The sequence below is a fragment of the Nonomuraea insulae genome (assembly GCF_042656245.1).
Genome location: NZ_JBHSPA010000110.1, coordinates 14522 through 38481, shown reverse-complemented (window position 1 = coordinate 38481; position 23960 = coordinate 14522). Strand labels below are relative to the sequence as shown.

General features: G+C 68.8%; 22 protein-coding genes and 1 pseudogene. 15 read left to right on the top strand and 8 right to left on the bottom strand.

The window, feature by feature from the left end; genetic code table 11:
- Positions 1–68: 68 nt before the first annotated feature.
- The 6 genes and pseudogenes from dnaK (at position 69) to ACFPZ3_RS61495 (ending at position 7530) form a co-directional block, all read left to right on the top strand.
- Positions 69–1940, top strand: coding sequence for a molecular chaperone DnaK (gene dnaK, locus ACFPZ3_RS61520; RefSeq protein ID WP_379523711.1), 1872 nt, complete (start codon positions 69–71; stop codon positions 1938–1940).
- On the top strand, positions 1940–2530 hold the full coding sequence (gene grpE, locus ACFPZ3_RS61515) for a nucleotide exchange factor GrpE (protein ID WP_379523710.1): 591 nt from the start codon (positions 1940–1942) through the stop codon (positions 2528–2530). Before dnaK ends, grpE begins: the two co-directional genes overlap by 1 nt.
- A gap of 22 nt (positions 2531–2552) precedes the next feature.
- A complete protein-coding gene (dnaJ, locus tag ACFPZ3_RS61510; RefSeq protein WP_379523709.1) occupies positions 2553–3737 on the top strand; it encodes a molecular chaperone DnaJ in 1185 nt (394 codons plus the stop codon).
- 4 nt (positions 3738–3741) lie between these two features.
- Positions 3742–4065 (top strand): annotated as a pseudogene (locus ACFPZ3_RS61505) (heat shock protein transcriptional repressor HspR); the annotation flags it as partial.
- A gap of 33 nt (positions 4066–4098) precedes the next feature.
- Positions 4099–6672: an ATP-dependent chaperone ClpB gene (gene clpB, locus ACFPZ3_RS61500; RefSeq protein ID WP_379523708.1), complete on the top strand. Its 2574-nt coding sequence runs from the start codon at positions 4099–4101 to the stop codon at positions 6670–6672.
- Positions 6673–6840: 168 nt separating this feature from the next.
- Complete coding sequence (locus ACFPZ3_RS61495; protein ID WP_379523707.1) at positions 6841–7530, top strand: hypothetical protein; 690 nt, start codon at positions 6841–6843, stop codon at positions 7528–7530.
- Between the two features lie 165 nt (positions 7531–7695).
- Here the strand turns inward: ACFPZ3_RS61495 and ACFPZ3_RS61490 are convergent, their stop codons facing one another.
- Positions 7696–8226, bottom strand: a complete 531-nt coding sequence (locus tag ACFPZ3_RS61490; protein WP_379523706.1) for a tetratricopeptide repeat protein — start codon at positions 8224–8226, stop codon at positions 7696–7698.
- A 173-nt stretch (positions 8227–8399) separates the two neighbouring features.
- Between ACFPZ3_RS61490 and ACFPZ3_RS61485 the strand changes: the two genes are divergently transcribed.
- Positions 8400–8720, top strand: a complete 321-nt coding sequence (locus ACFPZ3_RS61485; RefSeq protein WP_379523705.1) for a hypothetical protein — start codon at positions 8400–8402, stop codon at positions 8718–8720.
- Here the strand turns inward: ACFPZ3_RS61485 and ACFPZ3_RS61480 are convergent, their stop codons facing one another.
- Genes ACFPZ3_RS61480 through ACFPZ3_RS61465 form a run of 4 tightly spaced genes read right to left on the bottom strand, consistent with a single transcriptional unit; the run spans position 8721 to position 13111 of the window.
- Positions 8721–9362 (bottom strand): TetR/AcrR family transcriptional regulator, encoded by a 642-nt coding sequence (locus ACFPZ3_RS61480; protein ID WP_379523704.1) that lies wholly within the window; start codon positions 9360–9362, stop codon positions 8721–8723.
- Positions 9363–9418: 56 nt separating this feature from the next.
- Positions 9419–11104, bottom strand: coding sequence for an SDR family oxidoreductase (locus ACFPZ3_RS61475; RefSeq protein ID WP_379523703.1), 1686 nt, complete (start codon positions 11102–11104; stop codon positions 9419–9421).
- A 42-nt stretch (positions 11105–11146) separates the two neighbouring features.
- A complete protein-coding gene (locus ACFPZ3_RS61470) occupies positions 11147–12220 on the bottom strand; it encodes a CapA family protein (RefSeq protein WP_379523702.1) in 1074 nt (357 codons plus the stop codon).
- Positions 12221–12280: 60 nt separating this feature from the next.
- Positions 12281–13111, bottom strand: a complete 831-nt coding sequence (locus tag ACFPZ3_RS61465) for a helix-turn-helix transcriptional regulator (RefSeq protein ID WP_379523701.1) — start codon at positions 13109–13111, stop codon at positions 12281–12283.
- A gap of 139 nt (positions 13112–13250) precedes the next feature.
- Between ACFPZ3_RS61465 and ACFPZ3_RS61460 the strand changes: the two genes are divergently transcribed.
- Positions 13251–14636 carry an MFS transporter gene (locus ACFPZ3_RS61460; protein WP_379523700.1) on the top strand — a complete coding sequence of 462 codons (1386 nt, stop codon included), beginning with the start codon at positions 13251–13253 and terminating at the stop codon, positions 14634–14636.
- 140 nt (positions 14637–14776) lie between these two features.
- Positions 14777–16225, top strand: coding sequence for a catalase (locus ACFPZ3_RS61455; RefSeq protein ID WP_379523699.1), 1449 nt, complete (start codon positions 14777–14779; stop codon positions 16223–16225).
- Positions 16226–16355: 130 nt separating this feature from the next.
- Here the strand turns inward: ACFPZ3_RS61455 and ACFPZ3_RS61450 are convergent, their stop codons facing one another.
- Both ACFPZ3_RS61450 and ACFPZ3_RS61445 read right to left on the bottom strand, forming a co-directional pair.
- Entirely contained in the window at positions 16356–16580 is a 225-nt protein-coding gene (locus ACFPZ3_RS61450) for a DUF397 domain-containing protein (RefSeq protein WP_379523698.1), read from the bottom strand.
- Positions 16581–16633: 53 nt separating this feature from the next.
- On the bottom strand, positions 16634–17494 hold the full coding sequence (locus ACFPZ3_RS61445; protein ID WP_379523697.1) for a helix-turn-helix domain-containing protein: 861 nt from the start codon (positions 17492–17494) through the stop codon (positions 16634–16636).
- Between the two features lie 664 nt (positions 17495–18158).
- On the opposite strand from ACFPZ3_RS61445, the gene ACFPZ3_RS61440 reads away from it, so the two are divergent.
- The 6 genes from ACFPZ3_RS61440 (at position 18159) to ACFPZ3_RS61415 (ending at position 23737) form a co-directional block, all read left to right on the top strand.
- Positions 18159–18374: a hypothetical protein gene (locus tag ACFPZ3_RS61440; RefSeq protein ID WP_379523696.1), complete on the top strand. Its 216-nt coding sequence runs from the start codon at positions 18159–18161 to the stop codon at positions 18372–18374.
- Between the two features lies 1 nt (position 18375).
- A complete protein-coding gene (locus ACFPZ3_RS61435; RefSeq protein ID WP_379523695.1) occupies positions 18376–19023 on the top strand; it encodes a hypothetical protein in 648 nt (215 codons plus the stop codon).
- A 124-nt stretch (positions 19024–19147) separates the two neighbouring features.
- Positions 19148–21328, top strand: a complete 2181-nt coding sequence (locus ACFPZ3_RS61430) for a molybdopterin-dependent oxidoreductase (RefSeq protein ID WP_379523694.1) — start codon at positions 19148–19150, stop codon at positions 21326–21328.
- A gap of 1 nt (position 21329) precedes the next feature.
- Complete coding sequence (locus ACFPZ3_RS61425) at positions 21330–21941, top strand: HD domain-containing protein (RefSeq protein ID WP_379523693.1); 612 nt, start codon at positions 21330–21332, stop codon at positions 21939–21941.
- 120 nt (positions 21942–22061) lie between these two features.
- Positions 22062–22883: a Rieske 2Fe-2S domain-containing protein gene (locus ACFPZ3_RS61420; RefSeq protein ID WP_379523692.1), complete on the top strand. Its 822-nt coding sequence runs from the start codon at positions 22062–22064 to the stop codon at positions 22881–22883.
- Between the two features lie 29 nt (positions 22884–22912).
- Complete coding sequence (locus ACFPZ3_RS61415; RefSeq protein ID WP_379523691.1) at positions 22913–23737, top strand: NAD(P)H-binding protein; 825 nt, start codon at positions 22913–22915, stop codon at positions 23735–23737.
- Here the strand turns inward: ACFPZ3_RS61415 and ACFPZ3_RS61410 are convergent.
- Positions 23734–23955 (bottom strand): hypothetical protein, encoded by a 222-nt coding sequence (locus tag ACFPZ3_RS61410; protein WP_379523690.1) that lies wholly within the window; start codon positions 23953–23955, stop codon positions 23734–23736. The two genes, ACFPZ3_RS61415 and ACFPZ3_RS61410, sit on opposite strands and share 4 nt — an antisense overlap.
- Positions 23956–23960: the final 5 nt, after the last annotated feature.

Genomic DNA, 23960 nt, shown 5'->3' with positions numbered 1-23960 from the left:
TTGACAAAGCTGACAGATATCCATAGGTTGAGTCTGACCGACTCAACTTTGACTACAAGGACGTACTCATGGCACGTGCGGTAGGTATCGACCTTGGGACGACCAACTCCGTCGTCTCGATCCTCGAGGGCGGTGAGCCCACCGTCATCGCGAATGCGCAGGGCTCACGGACCACGCCGTCCGTGGTCGCCTTCGCGAAGAATGGCGAGGTCCTGGTCGGCGAGGTCGCCAAGCGTCAGGCCGTCACCAACGTGGACCGGACGATCCGTTCGGTCAAGCGCGAGATGGGCACCAACTGGTCCCAGGAGATCGACGGCAAGAAGTTCTCCCCGCAGCAGATCAGCGCCTTCGTGCTGCAGAAGCTGAAGCAGGACGCCGAGGCCTATCTGGGCGAGAAGATCACCGACGCGGTGGTCACCGTCCCGGCCTACTTCAACGACGCCCAGCGCCAGGCCACCAAGGAGGCCGGCACGGTCGCGGGCCTCAACGTGCTCCGCATCATCAACGAGCCCACCGCGGCGGCCCTCGCCTACGGGCTCGACAAGGAGCAGGACCAGACGATCCTGGTCTTCGACCTCGGTGGCGGCACCTTCGACGTGTCGCTGCTCGACGTCGGCCAGGAGGACGGCCACGGCTTCGTCGAGGTCAAGGCCACCTCGGGTGACAACCACCTCGGCGGCGACGACTGGGACCAGCGCGTCATGGACGAGCTCGTCAAGCGCTTCCAGAACGCGCACGGCGTCGACCTGGCCAAGGACAAGATGGCGCTCCAGCGACTGCGCGAGGCGGCCGAGAAGGCCAAGATCGAGCTGTCCAGCCAGTCCGAGACCAACATCAACCTGCCCTACATCACGGCCTCCTCCGAGGGCCCGCTGCACCTGGACGAGAAGCTCACGCGCAGCGAGTTCCAGCGGCTGACGGCCGATCTGCTCGATCGGACCAAGGGCCCGTTCCACCAGGTCATCAAGGACGCCGGCATCAAGGTCGCCGACATCGCCCACGTGGTGCTCGTCGGCGGTTCGACCCGCATGCCCGCCGTCTCCGAGCTCGTCAAGGAGCTGACCGGCGGCAAGGAGCCCAACAAGGGCGTCAACCCGGACGAGGTCGTCGCCATCGGCGCCGCCCTGCAGGCCGGTGTGCTCAAGGGTGAGGTCAAGGACGTCCTGCTGCTCGACGTGACCCCGCTGTCGCTGGGCATCGAGACCAAGGGCGGGATCTTCACCAAGATCATCGAGCGCAACACGACGATCCCGACCAAGCGCTCCGAGGTCTTCACCACGGCCGAGGACAACCAGCCGTCGGTGCAGATCCAGGTCTACCAGGGCGAGCGCGAGATCGCCTCGTACAACAAGAAGCTGGCCACCTTCGAGCTGACCGGCATCGCGCCGGCGCCGCGCGGCATCCCGCAGATCGAGGTCACCTTCGACATCGACGCCAACGGCATCGTCAACGTCTCCGCCAAGGACCTGGGCACGGGCAAGGAGCAGACGATGACGATCACCGGCGGCTCCGCGCTGCCGAAGGACGACATCGAGCGGATGATGCGCGAGGCCGAGTCCTACGCGGAAGAGGACAAGAAGCGCCGCGAGGAGGCCGAGGTCCGCAACAACGCCGACGGGCTCGCCTACCAGACGGAGAAGTTCCTCCGCGAGAACGACGACAAGGTCCCCGGCGACATCAAGACCGAGGTCAACGACGCCCTGGCCGAGCTGAAGAAGGCTCTTGAGGGCACCGACACCGACGTCATCCGCAACTCGGCGGAGAAACTCGCCACGGTCAGCCAGAAGATGGGCTCCGCGATCTACGCTCAGAGCCAGGGCCAGCAGGCCGGCGGCGAGGGCGTCCCGCAGGACGCCACGCCCGGCCAGGACGAGAAGGCCGACGACGACGTGGTCGAGGCCGAGATCGTCGATGATGACCAGCCGAAGAAGGACAAGTGATGCCGCCGCGTGAAAACGGGCAAGAGGAGCCAGTGATCCGCGACAACCGCAAGATCGACCCGGAGACGGGCCAGGTCAGAGAGGCGTCGGCCGTGCCGCAAGACATCCCGGCCGACGTGCTCGGCCCGCACGACGGCGAGCTGGCGGCCCAGCTCGCCGAGCGGACCGCCGACCTGCAGCGCGTCCAGGCGGAGTACACGAACTACCGCAGGAGGGTCGAGCGCGACCGGGTCGCGGTTCGTGAGCAGGCGGTCGCCGGGGTGCTGGCCGAGCTCCTTCCCGTGCTCGACGACATCGGCAGGGCTCGTGATCACGGCGAGCTGACCGGCGGCTTCGCGAAGGTGGCGGAGTCGCTGGAGTCGGCGGTCACCAAGCTGGGCCTCAGCGCGTTCGGTCAGAAGGGCGACCCGTTCGACCCGACGGTCCACGAGGCGCTGATGCACAGTTATTCGACGGAAGTCACCGAGCCGACCGCCGTCGAAGTGTTGCAGCCTGGATACCGGATGGGTGACAGGGTGCTGCGCCCGGCGCGGGTGGCCGTCGCCGAGCCGGAGGACGCTCCACCCGCGTCCAATGACGACGACAACTGATCACAAGAACGAAGGGCCGCAGATGAGCACCAAGGACTACCTGGAAAAGGACTACTACGCCGTCCTTGGTGTGCCCAAGACCGCCACCGCCGACGAGATCAAGAAGGCCTACCGGAAGCTGGCCAGGCAATACCACCCCGACACCAACCAGGGCGACGCGACCAAGGAGACCAAGTTCAAGGAGGTCTCCGAGGCTTACGACGTCCTGTCCGACAGCAAGCGCCGTAAGGAATATGACGACGCGCGCACGCTGTTCGGGTCCGGGGTGGGTGGCCAGCGGGCCGGCGGTGGCGGTTTCCCGTTCGACTTCGGCGACCTTTTCGGCGGCACCGGCCAGCAGGCCGGCGGTCAGGGCGGGGGTGCGGGCGAGCGGCTCGGCGACCTGTTCGGCGGGCTGTTCAACCGTGGCGGGGGCGCCACCCGGACAACCGGCGCGACCAGGCCGCGGCGGGGCCAGGACATCGAGTCCGAGGTCACGCTGACGTTCACGGAAGCGGTCGAGGGCGCCACCGTCTCGCTCAGGCTGACCAGCTCCGCCGCCTGCACCGCGTGCAGCGGCACCGGCGCCAAGGCGGGCACGACCCCCAGGGTCTGCCCCACCTGCGAGGGCACCGGCGCGGCCAGCCGCAACCTGGGCAACTTCGCCTTCTCCGAGCCCTGCCGCGACTGCAAGGGCCGCGGGCTGCTCGTGGACGATCCCTGCCCCGTGTGCGAGGGCAGCGGCCGGGCCAAGAGCACCCGCACCATCCAGGCGCGCATTCCCGCGGGGGTGGCCGACGGCCAGCGGGTCAAGCTCAAGGCGAAGGGCGCTCCGGGCGAGAACGGCGGCCCGGCGGGCGACCTCTACATCCAGACGCACGTCAAGGCGCACGCCGTGTTCGGCCGGCTGGGCGACAACCTGACGATCACCGTGCCGGTGACGTTCACGGAGGCCGCTCTCGGGGCCGAGATCAAGGTGCCGATCCTCAAGGGCCTGCCGGTCACCCTGCGCATTCCCTCGGGCACGCCCAACGGGCGCACGTTCCGCGTCCGCGGCAGGGGCGTCACCAGGAAAGACGGGACCAAGGGCGACCTGCTCGCCAGCGTCGAGGTGATCGTGCCGAAGACGCTCGACGACAAGTCGCGCGAGCTTCTCACCGAGTTCAACACCGCGACCGCGGGTGAGGACCCGCGCGCTGAGCTCATTCAGCGAGCCAGAAGCGAGTAAGCCGATGGACGCCAACTATTTCGACCTGTCAGATGACACCCCTGTCTATGTGATTTCGGTGGCCGCGCAGCTGTCCGGGCTCCACCCGCAGACGCTGCGCCAGTACGACCGGCTCGGGCTGGTCAGTCCTGGCCGCACGGCGGGGCGCGGCCGCCTCTACTCGACACGCGACATCATCCAGCTCCGCGAGGTGCAGCGGCTCTCCCAGGAGGAGGGCATCAACCTCGCGGGGATCAAACGGATCCTCGAGCTCGAGAACGAAGCTCTGCGGCTGCGTGAGGAGGTTCATCGCCTGCGCGCCGAGATGCGGATGGTCAGAGCGCTGATCCGTTACGAGCTGCCACCGGGGGCCTAGAAAGACATGGACTACAAGCTCACCCAGAAGAGCCAGGAAGCGCTCGCGGGTGCCATGCGGCGTGCCGCCGCGGAGGGCAATCCGGAGATCTCTCCCGCTCACCTGCTGACCACGCTGCTCTCCCAGACAGGCGGCACCGCCGTACCCCTGCTGGAGGCCGTCGGCGCCGACTGGCGCACGATGCGCGCACGGGTGGAGGAGCAGCTCGCGGCGCTCCCGAAGGCGCAGGGCTCGACGGTGGGGGCGCCGTCCAGTTCCCGGCAGCTCCTGACGGTGATGAACACCGCGGCCCAGCACGCCAACCGTCTCGAAGACCTCTACGTCTCGACCGAGCACCTCCTGGTCGGCCTGGCCGCCGACGGCGGCCAGTCGGCGGAGCTGCTCAGGGCGCAGGGCGCCACGCCGCAGGCGCTGCTCGACGCGTTCGAGAAGGTACGCGGCAACGCCCGCGTCACCAGCGAGACCCCTGAGGACACCTACCAGGCTCTGGAGAAGTACGGCGTCGACCTGACCGAGCGCGCCCGCGGCGGCAAGCTCGACCCGGTCATCGGCCGTGACTCCGAGATCCGCCGCGTCGTCCAGGTCCTCAGCCGCCGCACCAAGAACAACCCGGTGCTCATCGGCGAGCCAGGCGTCGGCAAGACCGCGGTCGTCGAGGGCCTGGCCCAGCGCATCGTGGCCGGCGACGTGCCGGAGTCCCTGCGCAACAAGCGCCTGATCTCACTCGACCTGGGCGCGATGGTGGCCGGCGCGAAATACCGCGGTGAGTTCGAGGAGCGGCTCAAGGCCGTGCTCTCCGAGATCAAGGAGAGCGACGGGCAGATCGTCACGTTCATCGACGAGTTGCACACCGTTGTCGGCGCGGGGGCCGCCGAGGGCGCGATGGACGCCGGCAACATGCTCAAGCCCATGCTGGCCCGCGGCGAGCTGCGCATGATCGGCGCGACCACGCTCGACGAATACCGCGAGCGCATCGAGAAGGACCCGGCGCTGGAGCGCCGCTTCCAGCAGGTCTACGTGGGCGAGCCCACGGTCGAGGACACGATCGCGATCCTGCGTGGGCTCAAGGGCCGCTACGAGGCACACCACCAGGTGCAGATCGCCGACGCCGCGCTGGTGGCCGCCGCCGCGCTGTCCGACCGCTACATCACCAACCGCTTCCTCCCCGACAAGGCCATCGACCTGGTCGACGAGGCCGCCTCGCGGCTGCGCATGGAGATCGACTCCCGTCCCGTGGAGATCGACCAGCTCCAGCGCAACGTGGACCGGATGAAGATGGAGGAGCTGGCCCTGTCGAAGGAGACCGACGAGGCCTCCGTCCAGCGGCTCGATCGGCTGCGCCAGGAGCTGGCCGACCGCCAGGAGGAGCTCAACGCCCTCGTCGGCCGCTGGGAGCACGAGAAGGCCGGGCTCAACAAGGTCGGCGAGCTGAAGAAGCAGCTCGACGAGGCGCGCGGCTCGGCCGAGCGGGCCCAGCGCGACGGCGACTTCGAGGCGGCCTCCAGGCTCATGTACGCCGAGGTGCCCCGGCTGGAGCAGGCGCTCAAGGCCGCCTCCGACGCCGCGCCGCCGGACAACGCCATGGTCAAGGAGGAGGTCGGGGCCGACGACATCGCCGAGGTGATCTCGTCGTGGACCGGCATCCCCTCGGGGCGGCTGCTTGAGGCTGAGACGGCCAAACTCCTCCGCATGGAGCAGGAGCTGGGCAGGCGGCTGATCGGGCAGCAGCAGGCCGTACAGGCCGTCTCCGACGCCGTACGCCGCAGCCGCGCCGGCATCGCCGACCCCGACAGGCCGACGGGCTCGTTCCTCTTCCTCGGGCCGACAGGCGTGGGCAAGACCGAGCTGGCCAAGGCGCTGGCGGACTTCCTGTTCGACGACGAGCGGGCGATGACCCGCATCGACATGAGCGAATACTCCGAGAAGCACAGCGTGGCCAGGCTCGTCGGGGCGCCTCCCGGCTACGTCGGCTACGAGGAGGGCGGCCAGCTCACCGAGGCCGTCAGGCGGCGCCCGTACACCGTGGTGCTGCTCGACGAGGTCGAGAAGGCCCACTCCGAGGTGTTCGACATCCTGCTGCAGGTGCTCGACGACGGCCGGCTGACCGACGGCCAGGGCCGCACGGTCGACTTCCGCAACACGATCCTGATCCTGACCTCCAACATGGGCTCGCAGTTCCTCGTCGATCCCAAGCTGGAGAACGGCGCCAAACGCGAGGCGGTCATGGGGGCGGTGCGCAGCTCGTTCAAGCCCGAGTTCCTCAACCGGCTCGACGAGGTGATCCTCTTCGACGCGCTCGGCACCGAGGAGCTGGCGCAGATCGTCGACCTGCAGGTCGAGCGCCTGGCCCTGCGCCTGGCCGACCGCAGGCTGAGGCTGGAGGTCACGCCGGCGGCCCGCGAGTGGCTGGCGATGACGAGCTACGACCCCCTCTACGGCGCCCGCCCGCTGCGCCGCCTGATCCAGTCCGCGATCGGCGACAAGCTGGCCAGGTCGGTGCTGTCCGGCGACGTCGTGGACGGCGACAAGGTCCTGGTCGAGCTGGGAGACGACGAGCTGCTCATCCAGCGAGGGGCGTGACACGACGCGTGCGGGGCCCGCCGGGCTCCCGCGTGTCATGGCACGGTCATTCCGGCCACCCGCTGGGTAAGGTTCGCCCCACTCTTCGGACAAGCCGCGCTCGCGCGCCCCGGCAGGTGACTACGTTCGGCGTTCGTCGGATCACCGAATCGATCAGGGGGACGTGTGATGTCATTCCAGAAGATCCGGGGCATGGTTGCGGTGGCCGCTCTGACCGCGGGTGTCAGCTGGCTGTACGCGGGCCCCGCCATGGCCCAGAGCTGCCCGGACGCCGAGCCGGCGCTGCTGTCGGCCAACTCGATCGGCTCCTACTGTGACGAGCACACGAAGCTGCGCGTGAACGACGGCGGCTCGGGCAGCGGACGGATGGTCACCCATGAGAGCACCAAGCTGGCCATGGCGGCCGGGGAGCTGGCCAGGCGGCTCGGCCTGACCGGCCTGGCGACGGGCAAGGAGGTGCTCGGCGTCGCGGACCTGGGCGGCATGGCCGCCACCTGGAGCATGCCGTCGCTGGCCTCCGCGTCGCCCGCGCTGCTCCCCACGCTGCCGGGACCGATCGGGATGAAGGATCTGTCGACGATGGCGAGCGTCCCCACTCTGGCGGAGCTGCCCGAGATGCCGCAGCAGAAGAAGCTGCCCGGCGAGACGTCGCTCGGCCAGGCCCTCCAGCGCGACAACGTCACCGGCTCCGGGTCGCCGCTGGACGTGGCGGAGCCCGTGCACCAGGTCGGGGCGCAGGTCATCAACGTGCTGTTGCCGAAGGCCGTCGAGAGCGTCGAGGGCACCTCGATGTTGCCGGGCGGGCAGCTCGTCACGACCGGATTCACCGGAGTTTCGCAGAGCCTCGGACTGCGATGAGCCACCTCGTCCGGGCGCGGGTCGTGCCTGCCGCGCCCGGCTTCCCATGACCGCGGGGGTCGCGGTCGCCCGGCTGCGACCCCCGCGGTTTCAGTTTTCCGGCAGTTTCAGCCATTTCCACGCATTTTCCGGCATGACAAAGACGGACGTGCCGGACTCGCGGCCTCAGGAGACGAGCTCGTCCAGCTCGTCCTCGGGGAGTCCGAGATCGACCCTGATGCGGTAGCGGGTACGCAGCAGCGCCCCCTGCTCTGGATCGTTCTCATCACACCGCAGAGCGGCCTGGGTGGCCCATTCGAGCCCCCCTTGCAGGTCTCCATAGGCCACCAGGGTCTCGGCGATCGTATGTGCGGTCGCCGTGGAGACATCTCCCTGCGCGCGTATCGTCTCGATGACCTCCCTCGCCTCGTCAGGCCGGTCGAGCTCGAAGAGCGTGTCGGCGATGCCGGCACGCGGGTCGAAGCCTGCCTCGCCACCGTCCTCGACCGCGCGCTGGAAACACTCCATCGCGCGTGCCGGCTGCCCCGCCGCTCGCCACTCCTCGGCGGCGAGGACCAGGATGGATGCCCTGGAGACGTCGCCCGACGAATAGTCGAGCGCGACGTCGTAGAGCCGACTGGCCAAGGAACTGTGGTCGTCGGCCAACAGGGCCTGGTCAAGCAGATGATCAAGGTGCTCACGGGTCACATGCGCCACACCGCGAGACTACCGAGACCGGTGGCTGTTTGCCCGGTCAATCCACATCGCCGCTCACGTGCAAATTCGGTAACGTCTCGCCCAATCCTGCTCACAGTACGCGTGTCCGCGCAGGTCACAGGGCATATACGGGTCACTTTGCCGCCACGCGAGCGGAGAGGACCGTGATGGGCATGTCCAAGCATCTGACCTTCACGCTGGCGGTTGCCGTCGTGTTGTCGGCCCTCGTTCCCGGTGTCGCCGGCTATCTGTCGGCCCGTCTGGAGGCCATCGAGTCCGCGGAACGCAGCCTGCGGGCGCTGGAGAACCGCCTGGAGGTCCGCGAGGCGAGGGACGCCCGCCCGGTCTCGTTCCCCGCCCCGTGCCTTCGCAGACCCCTCACGCCCGGCTTCCAGCAGGCGCCCGCGACAGACCAGGGCAAGAACTGGCTCCGAGACGTGCCGGGCTGGCTGGCGGGCCCGCGCGAGCACTCAGACCTGACCGGCACGAACTGATCAGCGGGGCGACCAGGACCTCAGCTGACGGGACAGGAAGCCCCTGATCAGGTGCTTGGCCGCGTCGATGATCTCGGGCTCGCCCTTGGGGTCGCGACGGAAGGCCAGCTTGAGCACCGCGTCGCCCGCCTCGACCGCCACCAGCACGGCCAGGTCGAGTTCGCGGCTGTCGGCCAGCCCGAACTCCTTCAGGAACAACCCGCGCAGCCGCCCGGCGATCACCGTGTTGTTGTCGGAGTCGGAGTCGAGCAGGTTGAGGTCGACGGCGTCGCCGAAGTGCAGGCTCCTGAAGCCGGAGACCGTCCTGTGCATGTCGACGTAGATCTCGATGATCGCGTCGACGGCCTCCCACCAGCCGCGATAGTCCTCCTCCAGGAATCTGCGATCGACCCTGCGGACGAACTCCTCGACGTTGCGCCGGGTGAGCTCCTGGGTGATGGCCCGCTTGTCGGGGAAGAACTGGTAGACGGACCCGATCGCCACACCCGCCCGCTCGGCTATGCGCGTGGTGGACAGGGCCTCGTATCCGCTCTCGTCGAGCAATTCGGCACACGCGTCGAGCATGCGCTCGACCCGCCGTGCGCTGCGGCGCTGTGCGGGCTGCCGCCTGAGGGCTTTGGGGTGGACGCACTCATCATCCATTTGCGGCGAAGACACGGTTTCATCTTCTCCTGTATGGGCGATCGTTACCTGCCAATTTACGGATTTCTCTGTGGCCCGCTCAGCCTGGCGAGCCCGCGCATCGCTCGGGGTGAAATCCTGGACAGGGCATACCCGATTTTCCCCTCCAAGTTCACCGGTACGACGGCCTGATTTCTGTGTACGGCCCGCAGAATGTACGCGGCCACCCGCTCAGGCGGATACCCCCGCCGCGCCAGCGCGTTGACGACCCCTTCGCGGGTGCTCCCATCCGTGTACGTGGCATGGCGCGCGATGCCCGTGGAGACGAACCCCGGGCAGATGGCCGTCACCCCGATCCCCTGACCGGCCAGTTCGGCCCTGAGACAGTCGCTGAGCGCCTTCACGGCCGCTTTGGAGGTCGAGTAGGCGGGCAGCAGCCGCGACGGCGCGAACGCGGCCAGGGAGGCGATGTTGACGATGTGGCCACCCTCGCCGCGCTCGGCCATGGCGGCGCCGAAGAGCCGGCAGCCGTGGATGACGCCCCACAGATTGACGTCGATGATCCTGCGCCAGTCCTCGACGCTGTGGTCGAGGAACGGCCCGGCGACGACGACCCCGGCATTGTTCACGACAATGTCCGGTACTCCATATTCGGAGATGATATTTCGGGAAAAATCCTCCATCTGATCGGCATTCGCCACATCCACTCGCACACCGTATGCCGTACCGCCAAGGTCGTCGCCAATGGCATCAGCGGCCCGCTTCGCCGCGTCGATCTCGATATCCGCACAAACCACTTCCGCCCCGTGCGCCGCGAACGCCCGAGCCGTCGCCAGCCCGATCCCGGACCCGGCCCCGGTGACCACCACCAGCCGCCCCCCGAACGCGCCACGGGCCCCCGCCCGCCGCAGTTGCCTGCTCGCGGGCGCGCCCTCGGCGTGGTCGGCGAACTCCCCGATCATCCCCGCGACGGCCTCGGGCCGGCTCCGATGCGCCCAGTGCCCGGCCGCGATCTTCCGCCGCCAGAGTCTGGGCGCCCACCGCCCGACCGCCGCCAGCAGCTCCGGGGTGACGAAGGGATCCCGCGTGGCCTCGATGATCTGCACGGGCACGCCGGGCACGCGCGGATCGAGCCCGGTGTCGCCGAGGATGCCCGACATGTTCCTCCGGTAGAGCCAGAGCCCGTTGATCCCGTCCCTGACCAGGGTCTCCGCCGGCCGCGGCACGATCCCCTCGCCCCGCAACGTGCGGGAGACGATCCCCGGCATGACCGTCCGCCACGCCAGCTCCGGCAGCACCGGGAGCTGGAAGGCCCCGATGTACCACGACCTGACCCGCTGGGCCAGGACCTCGCGCCGCGGCCCGTGCCGCGTGAAGTCGCCCACCTGCCGTAACCCGGGCCCGCCGATGCTGGTGAAGGAGGCCAGCCGATCCCGGATCCCCTCCCGCCCGAGCGCCTCCCACCCCTGGATGGAGCCCCAGTCGTGCCCGACGAGGTGCACCCTGGAGTCGCCGATCACCGCGCCGAGGTCGTCCATCAGCCGGTCGAAGCCGTAGTCGCGCCGGTCGGCGGGGGCCGTGGACCGGCCGGCTCCGCGCACGTCGTACCGGATCACGTGGAAGCGGTCGCGCAGCAGCGCGGCCACCTCGTCCCAGACGCGGTGCGTGTCCGGGTAGCCGTGCAGGAGCAGCACTGCCGGGTCGCCCGGGTCGCCCTCCTCGAAGACCGCCAGCCGCACGTCACCGGACTCGACCCACCGCATCGCGACCTCCTATTGGACGGACTGTCCAACAGAATAGATCGATCAGGGTCGCGCGGCCAGCCCCGCGCAGGACCTCAGCTCCTTCCAGTCCGTCACGGCCTGGGTCCTGGCGGATCCCGTCATCGGCACGGGTAGGCCGCCCTGGATGGTGGCCGGGGTCCAGGCGTCCTTGAGGATCTTCCTGCCGTTGATCGTCAGCGTCAGCACGCCGGTCCTGCCGGTGGTGGCCGGGTTGGAGTTGTAGAAGACGAAGTTGCCCATGCCGTAGTTGACGTACGCGTCGTCCAGGTAGCCCGACCCCAGCAGGATGTGCGCGTGCCCGCCGACCACCACGTCGGCCCCCGCCTCGACCAGCTTGGGAGCCAGTGAGAGCTGCGCCTCGTTGGGGCACTTCTGCAGCTCGGTGCCCCAGTGCAGGTGGACGATCACGGTGTCGGAGTTCTTGCGCGCCTGCCGTACGGCCTTCAGCAGGGCGCCCTCGTTCTTGGCGGAGGCCAGCCCGCCCTTGTCCGCCGTGGCCGTCCAGGACTGGATGAACTCGGCGTCCATCACCTGGGTGGCCCCGATGACCGCGACCCGGTTGCCGTTCACGGTCCTTCGGTAGGGCCGGAACGCCTGCGCCGCGTCCGCCCCGATGCCCACCACGGGGAACTTGCTGCTCTTGATCGCTGCCAGCGTGTCCGCCAGCCCGCCGTCCATGTAGTCCATGCCGTGGTTGTTCGCCATGGAGGCGACGTCCACCCCGGCGGCCTTCAACGCGGTGAACGCGCTCGACGGCGCCCTGAACGTGAACTGCTTGCCAGGCGCGGGCGTCCCCCCTGTGGTGACGGCCGTCTCCAGGTTCACCATCGCCAGGTCGGCCTTGCGCAACACGTTCGAGATCGGCCCCAGCGCCGTGCGCGGGCTGGCCAGCCGCCCTCGCAACGCCCCTTCGAAGTGCACGTCCCCGCCGAAGGCGATCGTGAAAGGCCGCCGCTCCTTGGTCGGCTTCTCCGTGGGCGAGGCGGCCACGGGCTCCTCCGCCTGCTTACGCAGGGGTTCCCTTTCCGGTGCCGGCGAACACGCGGCCAGGGTCGCGACGACAGCGAACACCGGCAGAGCACGGGGGAGTTTCATCTACCGCCACTTCCGCTCGAATCCTGTCTTTCAGGGATCGAGCATGCCATGCAGGGCGGTTTACCGCGCAGTCCCCCTAGTCCCCATCAACTCGGACATAACGCCACGACTCTGGTCATCCATCGGTGTGTAGACGATGAGCCGGATCTCGGGAGCGGCCATGAGACTGGTCGTGCTGAAGCGCAACCTCCCGAGCTCCACGTGCTTGTAGCCCTTCACCCGCGGCCCCGGGTCCGCCACGTCCTGCCGCGCCCACAACCGCGCGAACTCCGCGCTCTCCGAGCTGAGCCGGCGCACGAAGTCCTGCCAGCAGGGATCGTTCGCGTGCCGGGCGTAGGCGCCCCTGAAGACGGCCACGGCCCGCGCCAGCTCGTGGTCGCGCTCCAGCAGCACCGTCGTGGGTGAAGGGGTGAGGCAGGTGTGCCAGAGCGAGTTGCGCTCCCCCTCGGGGGCGCGGACCAGCTCGGGGAACAGCGTCCCGTACGCGTCGTTCCAGGCCAGGACGTCACAACGGCTGTTGCTCACGCAGGCCGGCATGTCGCCGAGCCGGTCGAGTATCGCCCGCATCTCGGGCGTCACCTGTCCCGAGTCCACGGGCATCGGGTCGGCCGACTGCCCGGCCAGCCGGTAGAGGTGGTGCCGCTCGGCGCTGTCCAGCCGGAGCGTACGCGCGATCGCGTCGAGCACCTGGGCGCTGGCGTTGATCGGCCGCCCCTGCTCCAGCCACGTGTACCAGGTCACTCCGACGCCGGCGAGCAGGGCCACCTCCTCGCGGCGCAACCCGGGCGTGCGCCTGCGGGGCCCCGGCGCGAGCTCGACCATGTCGGGTGTGATCCGCTCACGACGCGTACGCAGAAAAGCGGACAGATCATCACGTCTTGCCTCAGCCACCCTCATTCCTCCACTATGGGGGGACACGGCGGCATTTAGCCAGTTACCGCCAATACCAGTATAAGTGGGCTCTCGTTACTGGTACTGGATGCCCGGCAGACTCGTCAGCATGTCGCAAACTGCCGCTTTTACCCCACCTGTGGGAACCAAGCCACCGGAAGCCTCCAAGGCCAGCGGCCTGCTCCTGGCGATCATCCTCGTGGGGCAGTTCCTGGCCATCCTGAACGTCAACATCGTCAACGTGGCCACCCCGACCATTGAGTCCGACCTGCACTCCTCAGGGGCGGGGCTGCAGATGATCGTCGCCGGATACACCATTGTCTACGCCGTACTTCTGATCACTGGAGCCAGACTCGGCGACCTGTTCGGTTATCGCAAGGCGTTTTTGGGCGGTCTGGCGGTCTTCACGGTCACCACGCTCGCCGCGGGCCTCGCGCCCGCGACGGGCTCGCTGGTGGCCTCCCGGCTGTTGCAGGGCGCCGGGGCCGCGATGATGATGCCGCAGGTGCTGACGTTGATCCAGCGTAACTACCAGGGTGCGGCCAGGGGCCGCGCGCTCGGCCTGTGGTCGTTGGTCGTCAGTGGCGGCATCGTGGTCGGCCAGGCGCTCGGCGGGATCCTGCTGGGCTTCGGCCTGGGCTGGCGGATCGTGTTCCTGGTGCTGGTGCCGATCGGCGCGCTGCTCCTGGTGGCCGGCATCCGGGTGCTGCCCGCCGACCAGGGCGGCGGCAAGACCGGGCTCGACCCGTGGGGCCTGGTGACCCTGTCCGCGGCCGTGCTGCTCCTCGTGGTGCCGCTGGTGCTCGGCCGGGATCTCGGCTGGCCGGTGTGGGGCTGGATCTCGATGGCGCTGAGCCTGGCGATGTTCGCCGCGTTCGTCCGCATCGAGCAGTGGGTGGCCGCCCGCGGCGGACGCCCGCTGGTGGACGCGCGCATGCTGCGCTCCCCCGGCATGCGCCCCGGCCTGGCGATCCTGCTGTTCGGCCCGGCCACGTGGGGCGCGTTCCTGTTCACCTCGGCCCTGCACCTGCAGGGCGACCTGCACCTGACGCCGCTGGCCTCCGGCATGATGCTGGTGCCGTGCGCGCTGGCCTTCGGCCTCGTCGGGCTCGCCTGGCCGCGCCTGCCGCCGCGCCTGCAGCGCCCGCTGGTGCCCTTCGGCTACGTGGTGGCCGCCCCCGCCTACCTCGGCCTCGGCCTCGTCGCCGGCGACGGCGGCGTCCTGTACGCGGCCATGGGCGCCCTCATCGGCGCCGGCCTCGGCGTGCAGGTCGCGGTGACCAACATGGCGACCGAGCAGGTGGACGGCGCGTACGCCTCCGACGCCAGCGGCGCGCTGCTCACCGTGATGCAACTCGGCCAGGTCATCGGCGTCTCCACGGTGGGCACGCTGTTCATCACGCTGAGCCAGGGCGGCGGCTCCGCGGCCTCCCTGACCACGGCCGTCGCCATGGCGGGCCTGGCCGTCCTCGCCGGGCTGAGCTCCATCTTCCTGGTACGCCGCCGCGTACCGATCGCCGCCTAAACTTGGATGGTTCCTTTACTTGAATCATTCAGGTTAAGGGCATAAGTTGGTCGTCATGGGGAACGCGACCCCTGCCTCGAAGTGAGCATTCCGAGGCACCTGACCGAGCCGTCAATGATGATCATTCGGAGGATCGCGCCATGACGACCAGGCCCATCAGCACCGACGACGCCGGCATCCCGGCCCCCAGCGACGAGCATTCGCTGTCCGTCGGGCCGAACGGCCCCCTGCTGCTTCAGGATCACTATCTGATCCAGAAGATGGCCCACTTCAACAGGGAGCGCGTCCCCGAGCGCGTGGTGCACGCCAAGGGCGGCGGCGCCCACGGCATCCTGCGGATCACGGAGGACGTCAGCCAGTTCACCAAGGCCAAGCTCTTCCAGAGGGGCGTGGAGACCCCGCTCTTCCTGCGCTTCTCGACCGTCGCGGGCGAGCTCGGCGCCGCCGACACCGCCCGTGACCCGCGCGGTTTCGCGATCAAGTTCTACACCGAGGACGGCAACTACGACCTCGTCGGCAACAACACGCCGATCTTCTTCATCCGCGACCCGCAGAAGTTCTCCGACTTCATCCACAGCCAGAAGCGCCGCGCGGACAACCACCTGCACGACAACAACATGCAGTGGGACTTCTGGACGCTCTCGCCGGAGTCGGCGCACCAGGTCACCTTCCTGATGAGCGACCGCGGCACGCCGTCCAGCTGGCGGCACATGCACGGCTTCGGCTCGCACACGTTCCTGTGGTACAACGCCTCCGGCGAGAAGTTCTGGGTCAAGTATCACTTCAAGACCGACCAGGGCATCCAGAACTACACCGCCGCCGAGGCCGCCGCCCTGCAGGCCACCGACCCCGACCACCACATCCGCGACCTGTACGACTCGATCAGGCGCGGCGACCACCCGTCATGGACGGTCAACGTGCAGATCATGCCGTTCGAGGCCGCCGCCGACTACCGGTTCAACCCGTTCGACCTGACCAAGGTGTGGCCGCACAGCGACTACCCCGAGATCACGATCGGCACGTTCACCCTGAACCGCAACCCGGAGAACTACTTCGCCGAGGTCGAGCAGTCGAGCTTCGAGCCGTCGAACCTGGTGCCCGGCATCGGCGCCTCACCCGACAAGATGTTGCAGGGCCGGCTGTTCTCCTACCCCGACACCCACCGCTACCGCATCGGTCCCAACTACCTGCAGCTCCCCATCAACCAGCCGCGCAACGCCGTCAACTCCTACAACTTCGACGGCCCGATGGCCTTCGGGAACCCGCGGGACCCGGTGTACGCCCCCAACTCGGCGGGCGGCCCGGCGGCCGACCCGTCCCTGTACGAGGGCGAGAACTACCACGTCACGGGCGAGATCCTGCGCTCGGCGTACGCCAAGCACGCCGAGGACGACGACTACGTCCAGCCGCGCGCCCTCTGGGAGAACGTGTTGTCCGACACGGACCGCGCCCATCTGGTGAGCAACATCGTCGGCCACGCCTCGGCCCCCGAGGTGACAGCGGAAACGAAACAGCGGGTCGTCGAATACTGGCGCAACATTCACAAGGACCTCGGCCAGGGCGTCGCGGGCGGCCTGGGCCTGAGCTGACCGGAGAAACAATAAAGCGGCGTGTCCCTCCCACGAGGGACACGCCGCCTTTTATTCGCCCCGCGTGTCTGACCGATAATGCGGAGGCTTTGATTCGATCGCAATCGTCAATGCTCGGTGGAGCCGTTCGTCATGCGCTGGCGGCCAGGGCGGCGAGGTCGAACTCGTTGTCCTGGACGCCTGCGACGAAGGCGGTCCACTCCGCCGGGGTGAACACCAGGACAGGGCCGTCGTGCTGCTTGCTGTCACGCAGCGCGACGTTGCCGTCCGCCAGTGGTGCCACCTCGACGCAGGCCGTGGCGCCGTTGCAATAGCTGGCCTTACGCCAGGCGGCCTTCGTGATGTCGTTGTGCATTTTCTCCCCAAAGGGTGCAAGAGGCGACGCTGCCTCTTTGTTGGGTGCTTCGTCTAACGCCAGAGCATCGCCTTGCGTTGAATGAGGACACGGGAGTCGTCCTCGTCCAGCGCCTGCGACACCATGTGGTCGAAAGCCGTCTCATAGCCGGCTACGCGTTCAAGATCGTCGACGAAGTGAGCAGTGTACAACTGTTCCAGATACACGACATCGTCAAATGCCGCGAACTTCAGATGAATAAACGCACCGGTGTTGACCGGGTGAAGTGAGTCCAGCGTCAGGACGTGCACGCTCACGTGCGGCAGCAGCGAGATCTCCAGGAGATGCTCCATCTGCCCACGCATGACCGACGGCTCGCCGAACCGGCGCATCAGCGCCGCCTCGTCCAGCACCACGCTCATCCGGCAGGCTTCGGGTCTGTGCAGGACCCGTCGCTGCCGGTCGAGACGGGCCTCGACCCGGCTCCGGACACCGCTGTGCGTGATGCGCACGATGCCGCGGGTGGCAAGGACGACCTCCCGCGCGTAGTCCTCAGTCTGCAGAAGGCCGGGCACAGCCTGGGGTTCCCAGTTGCGCTGGTGAGTGGCCTCCGCTTCCAGCCCGAGGAATCTTGTGTACTCCTCGGGCAGGGCGTCCTCGTAATCCTCCCACCAGCCCCGCTGCTCCGCGTCACGCAACAGGCCGAAAAGTTCATCGACTTTGTCCCCGTCGAGGTGGTAAAGCTCCGACAGAGCCTTGACGTCGTCGGAACTGGGCATCGTCTTGGCGGCCTCGATGCGGCTCACCTTGCTCGGGGACCAGCCGAGTTCCTTGGCCGCCCTGGCGCCGGTCAGCTTCCTGCGCTCCCGGAGGAGGCGCAGTTCCTGGCCCAGCCGGAGCCGCCTTACTGTGGGACTGCCCTGCTGCGATGGCACCGTCCACTCTCCTTCTCGGGAATGAAGGTGTAGCCGGTAGGGACCGTTTGGAGCCCGGCTTTCTGGGCCGTTCGCCCAATCTTACACTGCAAGTTGCATGTGTAGTGCCGCACAGCCTTGCCAGAAGGCTTTCACGGGGAGAGCGTAGGAGCAAGACAAGCTCCACGGGAACGCCAGCACTGAGGCAACTTTTCCGCTATGTCCGCTTCGCCCGACACTTGCGTGCAAGTTGCACGGCAAGGAGCGAAGAAAATTAAATCTTCCCTTGCTCAACGTATTGCACCATCGACGACCTCGGGGGACGATCTGAACCAGGAGGGTTCTCGAGTGGCGAGGGGGCCGGAGATGTCCGCACGGCCGTACACATCGCGCCTTCCGCTCACGATCGCGAGCCCGCACGAGGGCCGCCGCCCCGGCAACGTCGCCGTCCCGGAAACGAACATCCGCCCCAGGGAGGCCACTTGCCGGAAGGAACTCTTCATCTCCTGAGCAACGCACCGCTGAAGAACGCAGCACGAATCCGCTCATCGGAGCGTGAAAAAAGCCGGGCCGAGGCTGACCACCAGTTCGCCGCAAACAGGGCTGCCACCCTGCGGCGGAACCAGACAATCAGCCGTCGGACCGGCCAGAAGCCACCTCTAAATTGCCGCGAAAGGGGTCTTCTATGTACTCACAAGGTACCAAGGGACTCAGCCGAATCAAGTCCTGGATCCAGGAACTCATAGCGTCGGCCGACTACGAGATCTGCGTCGAGCCCGACGAGTTCGCCTACCGGGTGGGCTGGACCGTCTCCAAGACGGGCTTCGGCTCCCGTCGCTACCGCGACCCGCGCTTCGACCAGCTCCACACCCCGAGCAAGGTGACGGAGGAGGTGTCCTGACGTGCCGAGGAACCCACGCAACCAGATCTTCCCGGCAAGCGAGGACCTTCCCGCAGCCGGCGGCGGCGGGATCCTGGTCAGGCTCTGGCGGGCCCGCAGCGAGCTGCTGCTGCTCGCCGCGCTGGCGCTGTTCACGCTGACCCTGCTGGGGGCCACCCAGGAGGGCCGGTGGGTGCCCTTCGTCCTGCTGACCAGCGCCGTCTCCGTGCCGGCCGCCACGAGGATCGGCCGCAACTGGATCACCGCCCACTTCTGGTGCGTGGTCTCCAGGCACCGCCTGCAGCGGGTCTGCCTGGAGACCACCATGCACACCAGGGCCGGTCGCATCCCGCTGGTGTTGTGGATCACGCCGACGGCCACCGGCGAGAAGGCGCTGATCCTGGTCAGGGCCGGCATCAGCGCCGAGGCGTTCGAGGCGTACAGCGAGGAGATCGCGGCGGCCTGCTGGGCCCGCGGCGTGAACGTCTACCGGCACCGCCGGCGGGCCCAGTTCCTGATCGTGGAGATCGTCAGGCGCGAGGAGGCGCCGGGAACGATCACCCCCGGCCTGGACCGCCTGTACGGCCGCCGCGCCTGGATCTCCCTGAGACCCGATCTCGAGGAGCCGCCTGATCTGCGCACCGAGGTAGCACTGCCTCAGGTGGGCTGAGGACCTAGGGAATCCGGGAAATTCCCTGGGGTGCGAAGCCCCGGAGACCGCGGGGGCTCCGGGGCTTCCCCATGTGCCCGGTCCGCGCCAAGATGAGTTCATCTGGCGAACTCAGGGAGTCGTGATGACCTCGACCGTCCACCGGACCTGCCCCCTCTGCGAGGCCGTCTGCGGCCTGACGCTCACCCTCGACGAGGGCGGGCACGTGACGAGCGTCCGAGGCGACAAGGACGACCCGTTCAGCAAGGGCTTCATCTGCCCGAAGGGGGCCAGCCTCGGCCGGCTCGACGAGGACCCCGACCGGCTGCGCAAGCCGCTGATCAGGGAGGGCGACCTGTGGCGCGAGGCCGGCTGGGACGAGGCGTTCGCCGCCGTGAAGGCGGGGCTCGACCGGGTCGCCGACCGCGGCTCCGTCGCGGTCTATCTCGGCAACCCCAATGCCCACACCATGGCGGGCGCCCTGTACGGCGCACCGCTGATCAAGGCGCTCGGCACCCGCAACGTCTTCTCCGCCAGCACCGCCGACCAGATGCCCAAGCACGTGGCCAGCGGGCTCATGTTCGGCCACCCGCTGTCCATCCCCGTGCCCGACCTGGACAGGACCGACTACCTGTTCATGCTGGGCGCCAACCCGCTGGAGTCCAACGGCTCCCTGTGCACCGCGCCCGACTTCCCCGGCCGCCTCAAGGCCCTGCGCCGGCGCGGGGGCCGGCTGGTCGTGGTCGACCCACGCCGTACGCGGACCGCCGCGCTGGCCGACGAGCACGTCTTCGTCCGGCCGGGCACGGACGCGTACCTGCTGTTCGGGCTCGTCCACACGTTGTTCGCCGAGGACCTGGCCAGGCCGTGGCACGAGGTCAACGGGCTGGCGGAGGTGCGCGAGGCGGCCAAGCACTTCCCGCCCGAGGTCGTGGCCCGGCGTACCGGGGTGGCCGCCGAGGTGATCGTGCGGCTGGCCAGGGAACTGGCCGGAGCGCGCACGGCCGCCGTGTACGCCAGGATCGGCACGTGCACGGCCGAGTTCGGGACGCTGGCCCAGTGGCTGGTGGAGGTGCTCAACGTGCTCACCGGCAACCTCGACCGGCCCGGTGGCGCGATGTTCGCGAAACCCGCCACCGAATTCAGCGCGCGACGCAGGCCGTACAGCGTGGGCCGGTGGAAGAGCCGGGTCAGAGGGCTGCCCGAGGCGAACGGGGAGCTTCCCGTGGCCACGCTGGCCGACGAGATCGAGACGCCGGGCGAGGGGCAGATCAGGTTCCTGCTCACGATCGCGGGCAACCCCGTGCTCTCGGCACCCCACGGGGACCGGCTGGACGCGGCGTTCGCGGGGCTCGACTTCATGGTGAGCGTGGACCCGTACCTGAACGAGACCACCAAGCACGCGAACGTCATCCTGCCCCCGCCCAGGGTGCTGCAGTCGGGGCACTACGACTTCGCGCTGCTCGGGCTGGCCGTGCGTAACTACGCGCGTTACTCGCCGCCCCTGCTCCCGCTGGACGAGCGGCCCTCCGAGGCCGAGATCCTCGCCAGGCTGGCCATGATCGCCTCGGGGCTCGACGGGGACCTGGACACGTTCGTGATCGACGAGATGTTGCGCAAGGCCACGGAGACGGCCGGTTCCGGGATCGAGGGGCGGGATGCGGCGGAGCTGCGCGACCTGCTGGAGGGCGAGACGGGCGCGGAGCGGCGGCTGGACCTCATGCTCAGGCTGGGCCCGTACGGCGAGTGGGCCGGCAAGGGCGACCTGTCGCTGCGCAAGCTGCTCGACCACCCGCACGGCCTGGACCTGGGCGCGCTGGAGCCCCGCCTGGACGAGGTGCTCAAGACCGCCTCGGGGCTGATCGAGCTGGCCCCGCCGCAGCTCATCGAGGACGTGGAGCGGCTGCGCGGCAAGCTGGAGGAGGAGCCGCCGGAGATCGTCCTCATCGGGCGCCGCCACCTGCGCTCCAACAACAGCTGGATGCACAATGTGGGACCGCTGGTCGGCGGCAGCAACACCTGCACGCTGCAGATCCACCCGGCCGACGTGGCCAGGCTCGGACTATCCGGCGAGGCGGTGGTGCGCTCGGCGAAAGGCCAGGTCACGGTGCCTCTCGAAGCCACCGACACGATCATGCCGGGTGTGGTGAGCCTGCCTCACGGATGGGGTCACGCGGGCGGCGCGCAGAGCGTGGCGGCCGAGCACGCGGGGGTCAGCGCCAACACGCTCACCGACGAGACGACCATTGACGTTCCAAGTGGTAACGCAGTGTTCAACGGAGTTCCGGTCACGATTTCACCAACCGGGGTGATCATCGCACATTAGGGTGTCGCGCGTGACTATCGCGCCGGAAGAGGACCGCCTGAACGCCCAGATCGCCTTCGCCATCGAGATCGACAAGTTGAAGCGGATCATCCGCCGCAACCATCTGATCGACGGTTCGCGACGGGAGAACACCGCTGAGCACTCCTGGTACGTGGGCACGCTGGCGATGGTTCTCGGCGAGCATGCCCCACCCGGAACAGACCTCCAACGGGTGGTGGCCATGCTCCTGGTGCACGACCTGGTGGAGATCGACGCGGGTGACACCTTCATCTACGACCCGGTGGAGGTCGCCGCCCAGGTCGAGGCCGAGCGGGCCGCCGCCGACCGCATCTTCGGCCTGCTGCCGGGTGAGCAGGGAGTGTGGTTGCGGGGGTTGTGGGAGGAGTTCGAGGCCAGGGAGACGCCGGAGGCGAGGTTCGCCAAGGCACTCGACCGTTTCGCCCCGATCCTGGCCAACCACCACACCGAGGGCGGCACGTGGCCGCTGTTCAAGGTGAAGGCCGCTCAGGTCAGGGAGAAGGTACGGATCATCCAGGACGGCTCGCCCTCGCTCGGCGCGTACGCCCTGGAGCTGGTCGAACTGTCCGTGGCCAGGGGACACCTGTCCGAGTGATCCCCTCATGCCCGGGGTAGGGGACTTGTCGTGAAAGAGACAGTACGCGCGAGACGTCGTCAGTTGCGGGGTTTCGCCGGGCCGGTTGCCATCGCCGATCGGCTCGAAAAGTCGAAGGCCATGGACACACCGATCAGGGGGGTGGCCAAGTTCGTACGCCGGCGGCTGCGCCAGGGCCGCCTGCGCGACCTGCTGCACGGCGTCCCCCTGGGCGAGCCGCTGCACCCGCCACTGGCCACGATCAGCCTGGGTTGCTGGCTCTCCACCGCCGTGCTCGACCTGGCGAAGGCCGACCCGCGCGCCGCGCGGCTGCTGCTGGCCACGGGCCTGGCCAACGCGCTGCCCACGGCGGCGGCCGGGCTGACCGACTGGTCCTCGCTCCACCGCGAGCAGCAGCGGGTGGGTTTCGTCCACATGCTGGCGAACACGGCCGCCCTCGGCCTGTTCTCCGCCTCACTCGTGGCCCGGCTGCGCGGAAGTGAGCGGCCGGGCAAGATGTTGTCCTTCGCCGGGCTCGCCGTCGGCGGGCTCGGCGCCTATCTCGGCGGCCACCTGGCCTACCGCCAGGCCGCGGGGGCCAACCACGCGCCGCAGGTGACCCACCTGGTGCCGCTCGGCTGGCACGACCTCTGCCCGATCAAGGACCTGCCCGACGGCCGTCCCGTGGCGCGGCGGCTGGGCTACATCCAGCTCTTCGTGCTGCGCCAGGGCGACGCCGTGACCGTGCTGGCCGACCGGTGCCCGCACCTGGCGGGCCCGCTGCACCAGGGCAGGCTCGTGATGGAGAACGGTGAGGCGTGCGTGGTGTGCCCGTGGCACAGCAGCACGTTCCGGCTGGCCGACGGCTCGGTCAAGCACGGGCCCGCGACGGCTCCCGCGCCGGTGTTCGAGACGCGGATCAGGCGTGACGGGACGATCCAGGTACGGCCGGGGTTGACCTGAAGTTAGATTGAGGTCCTAGCGTCGGGGGCATGGGGAAGATTCTTGTGACCGGCGCGACCGGCAATGTCGGCAGGCATCTGACAACCCGTCTCGCCGAGGCGGGCCTGGAGGTTCGGGCGTTCGCCAGGCGGCCCGAGCGGGTCGAGGCGGCCGTGGAGGTCGTCCAGGGCGATCTGACCGTTCCCGGGACGCTGGAGCCCGCGCTGAAGGACGTGGAAAGCGTGTTCCTGCTCTGGCCGGGCTTTTCCACCGGAAACGCCGCCGAGGTGATCTCGGCGATCGCCGGGCAGGCGCGGCGGGTGGTGTACCTGTCGGCGCACGTGGGCGACGGCGGAGAGGCGCCCACGCACTACCAGGAGATCGAGGGGCTCATCCGGCGTTCCGGGCTCGGGTGGACGTTCCTGCGGCCCGGCGGTTTCGCGGCCAACACGCTGGGCTGGGCGGAGCAGATCAGGCAGGGTGTGGTGCGGTGGCCGTACGGGCAGGCGTCCAGGGCGCTGATCCACGAGCAGGACATCGCGGCGGTGGCCGTGCACGTGCTCACCTCGGCGGGACACAACGGCGCCGCGTACGAGCTCACCGGGCCGGAGGAGCTGACCCAGGCCGAGCAGGTCCGTGTGATCGGCGAGGAGAGCGGGCGTGAGGTGCGCTGGGAGGAGCAGCCGTCCGAGGAGGCCCTGGAGCGGTTGTCGGCGGCCTGGGGCGACCCCGCGTGGGTGCGGAGCGCCCTGACGACCTGGGAAGGCTTCGTGACCAGGCCCGAGCGGGCCACGGACACCGTGGAGAGGTTGCTGGGACGGCCCGCGCTGAGCTTCCGCCAGTGGGCGCGGGACCACGCGGCGGACTTCGCCTAGGCCTCGTCGGCGGGGTGCTCCACGAGGGCGAGGATGCGGCTGGACATGAACCTGGCCGTGCGGACCGGCGTGCCGGTGCGGGTGACTTCGCTCACTTCCACGAGCCCCCGCCGGTTGGCCACCTCGACCCGCCGGCCTGCGCGGGTGGCCGTGATCTCGTAGGTGCGAGGGGACGAGCCTCCCGCGTCGATGACGATCTCCACCCGGTCACCTTTCATGCCAT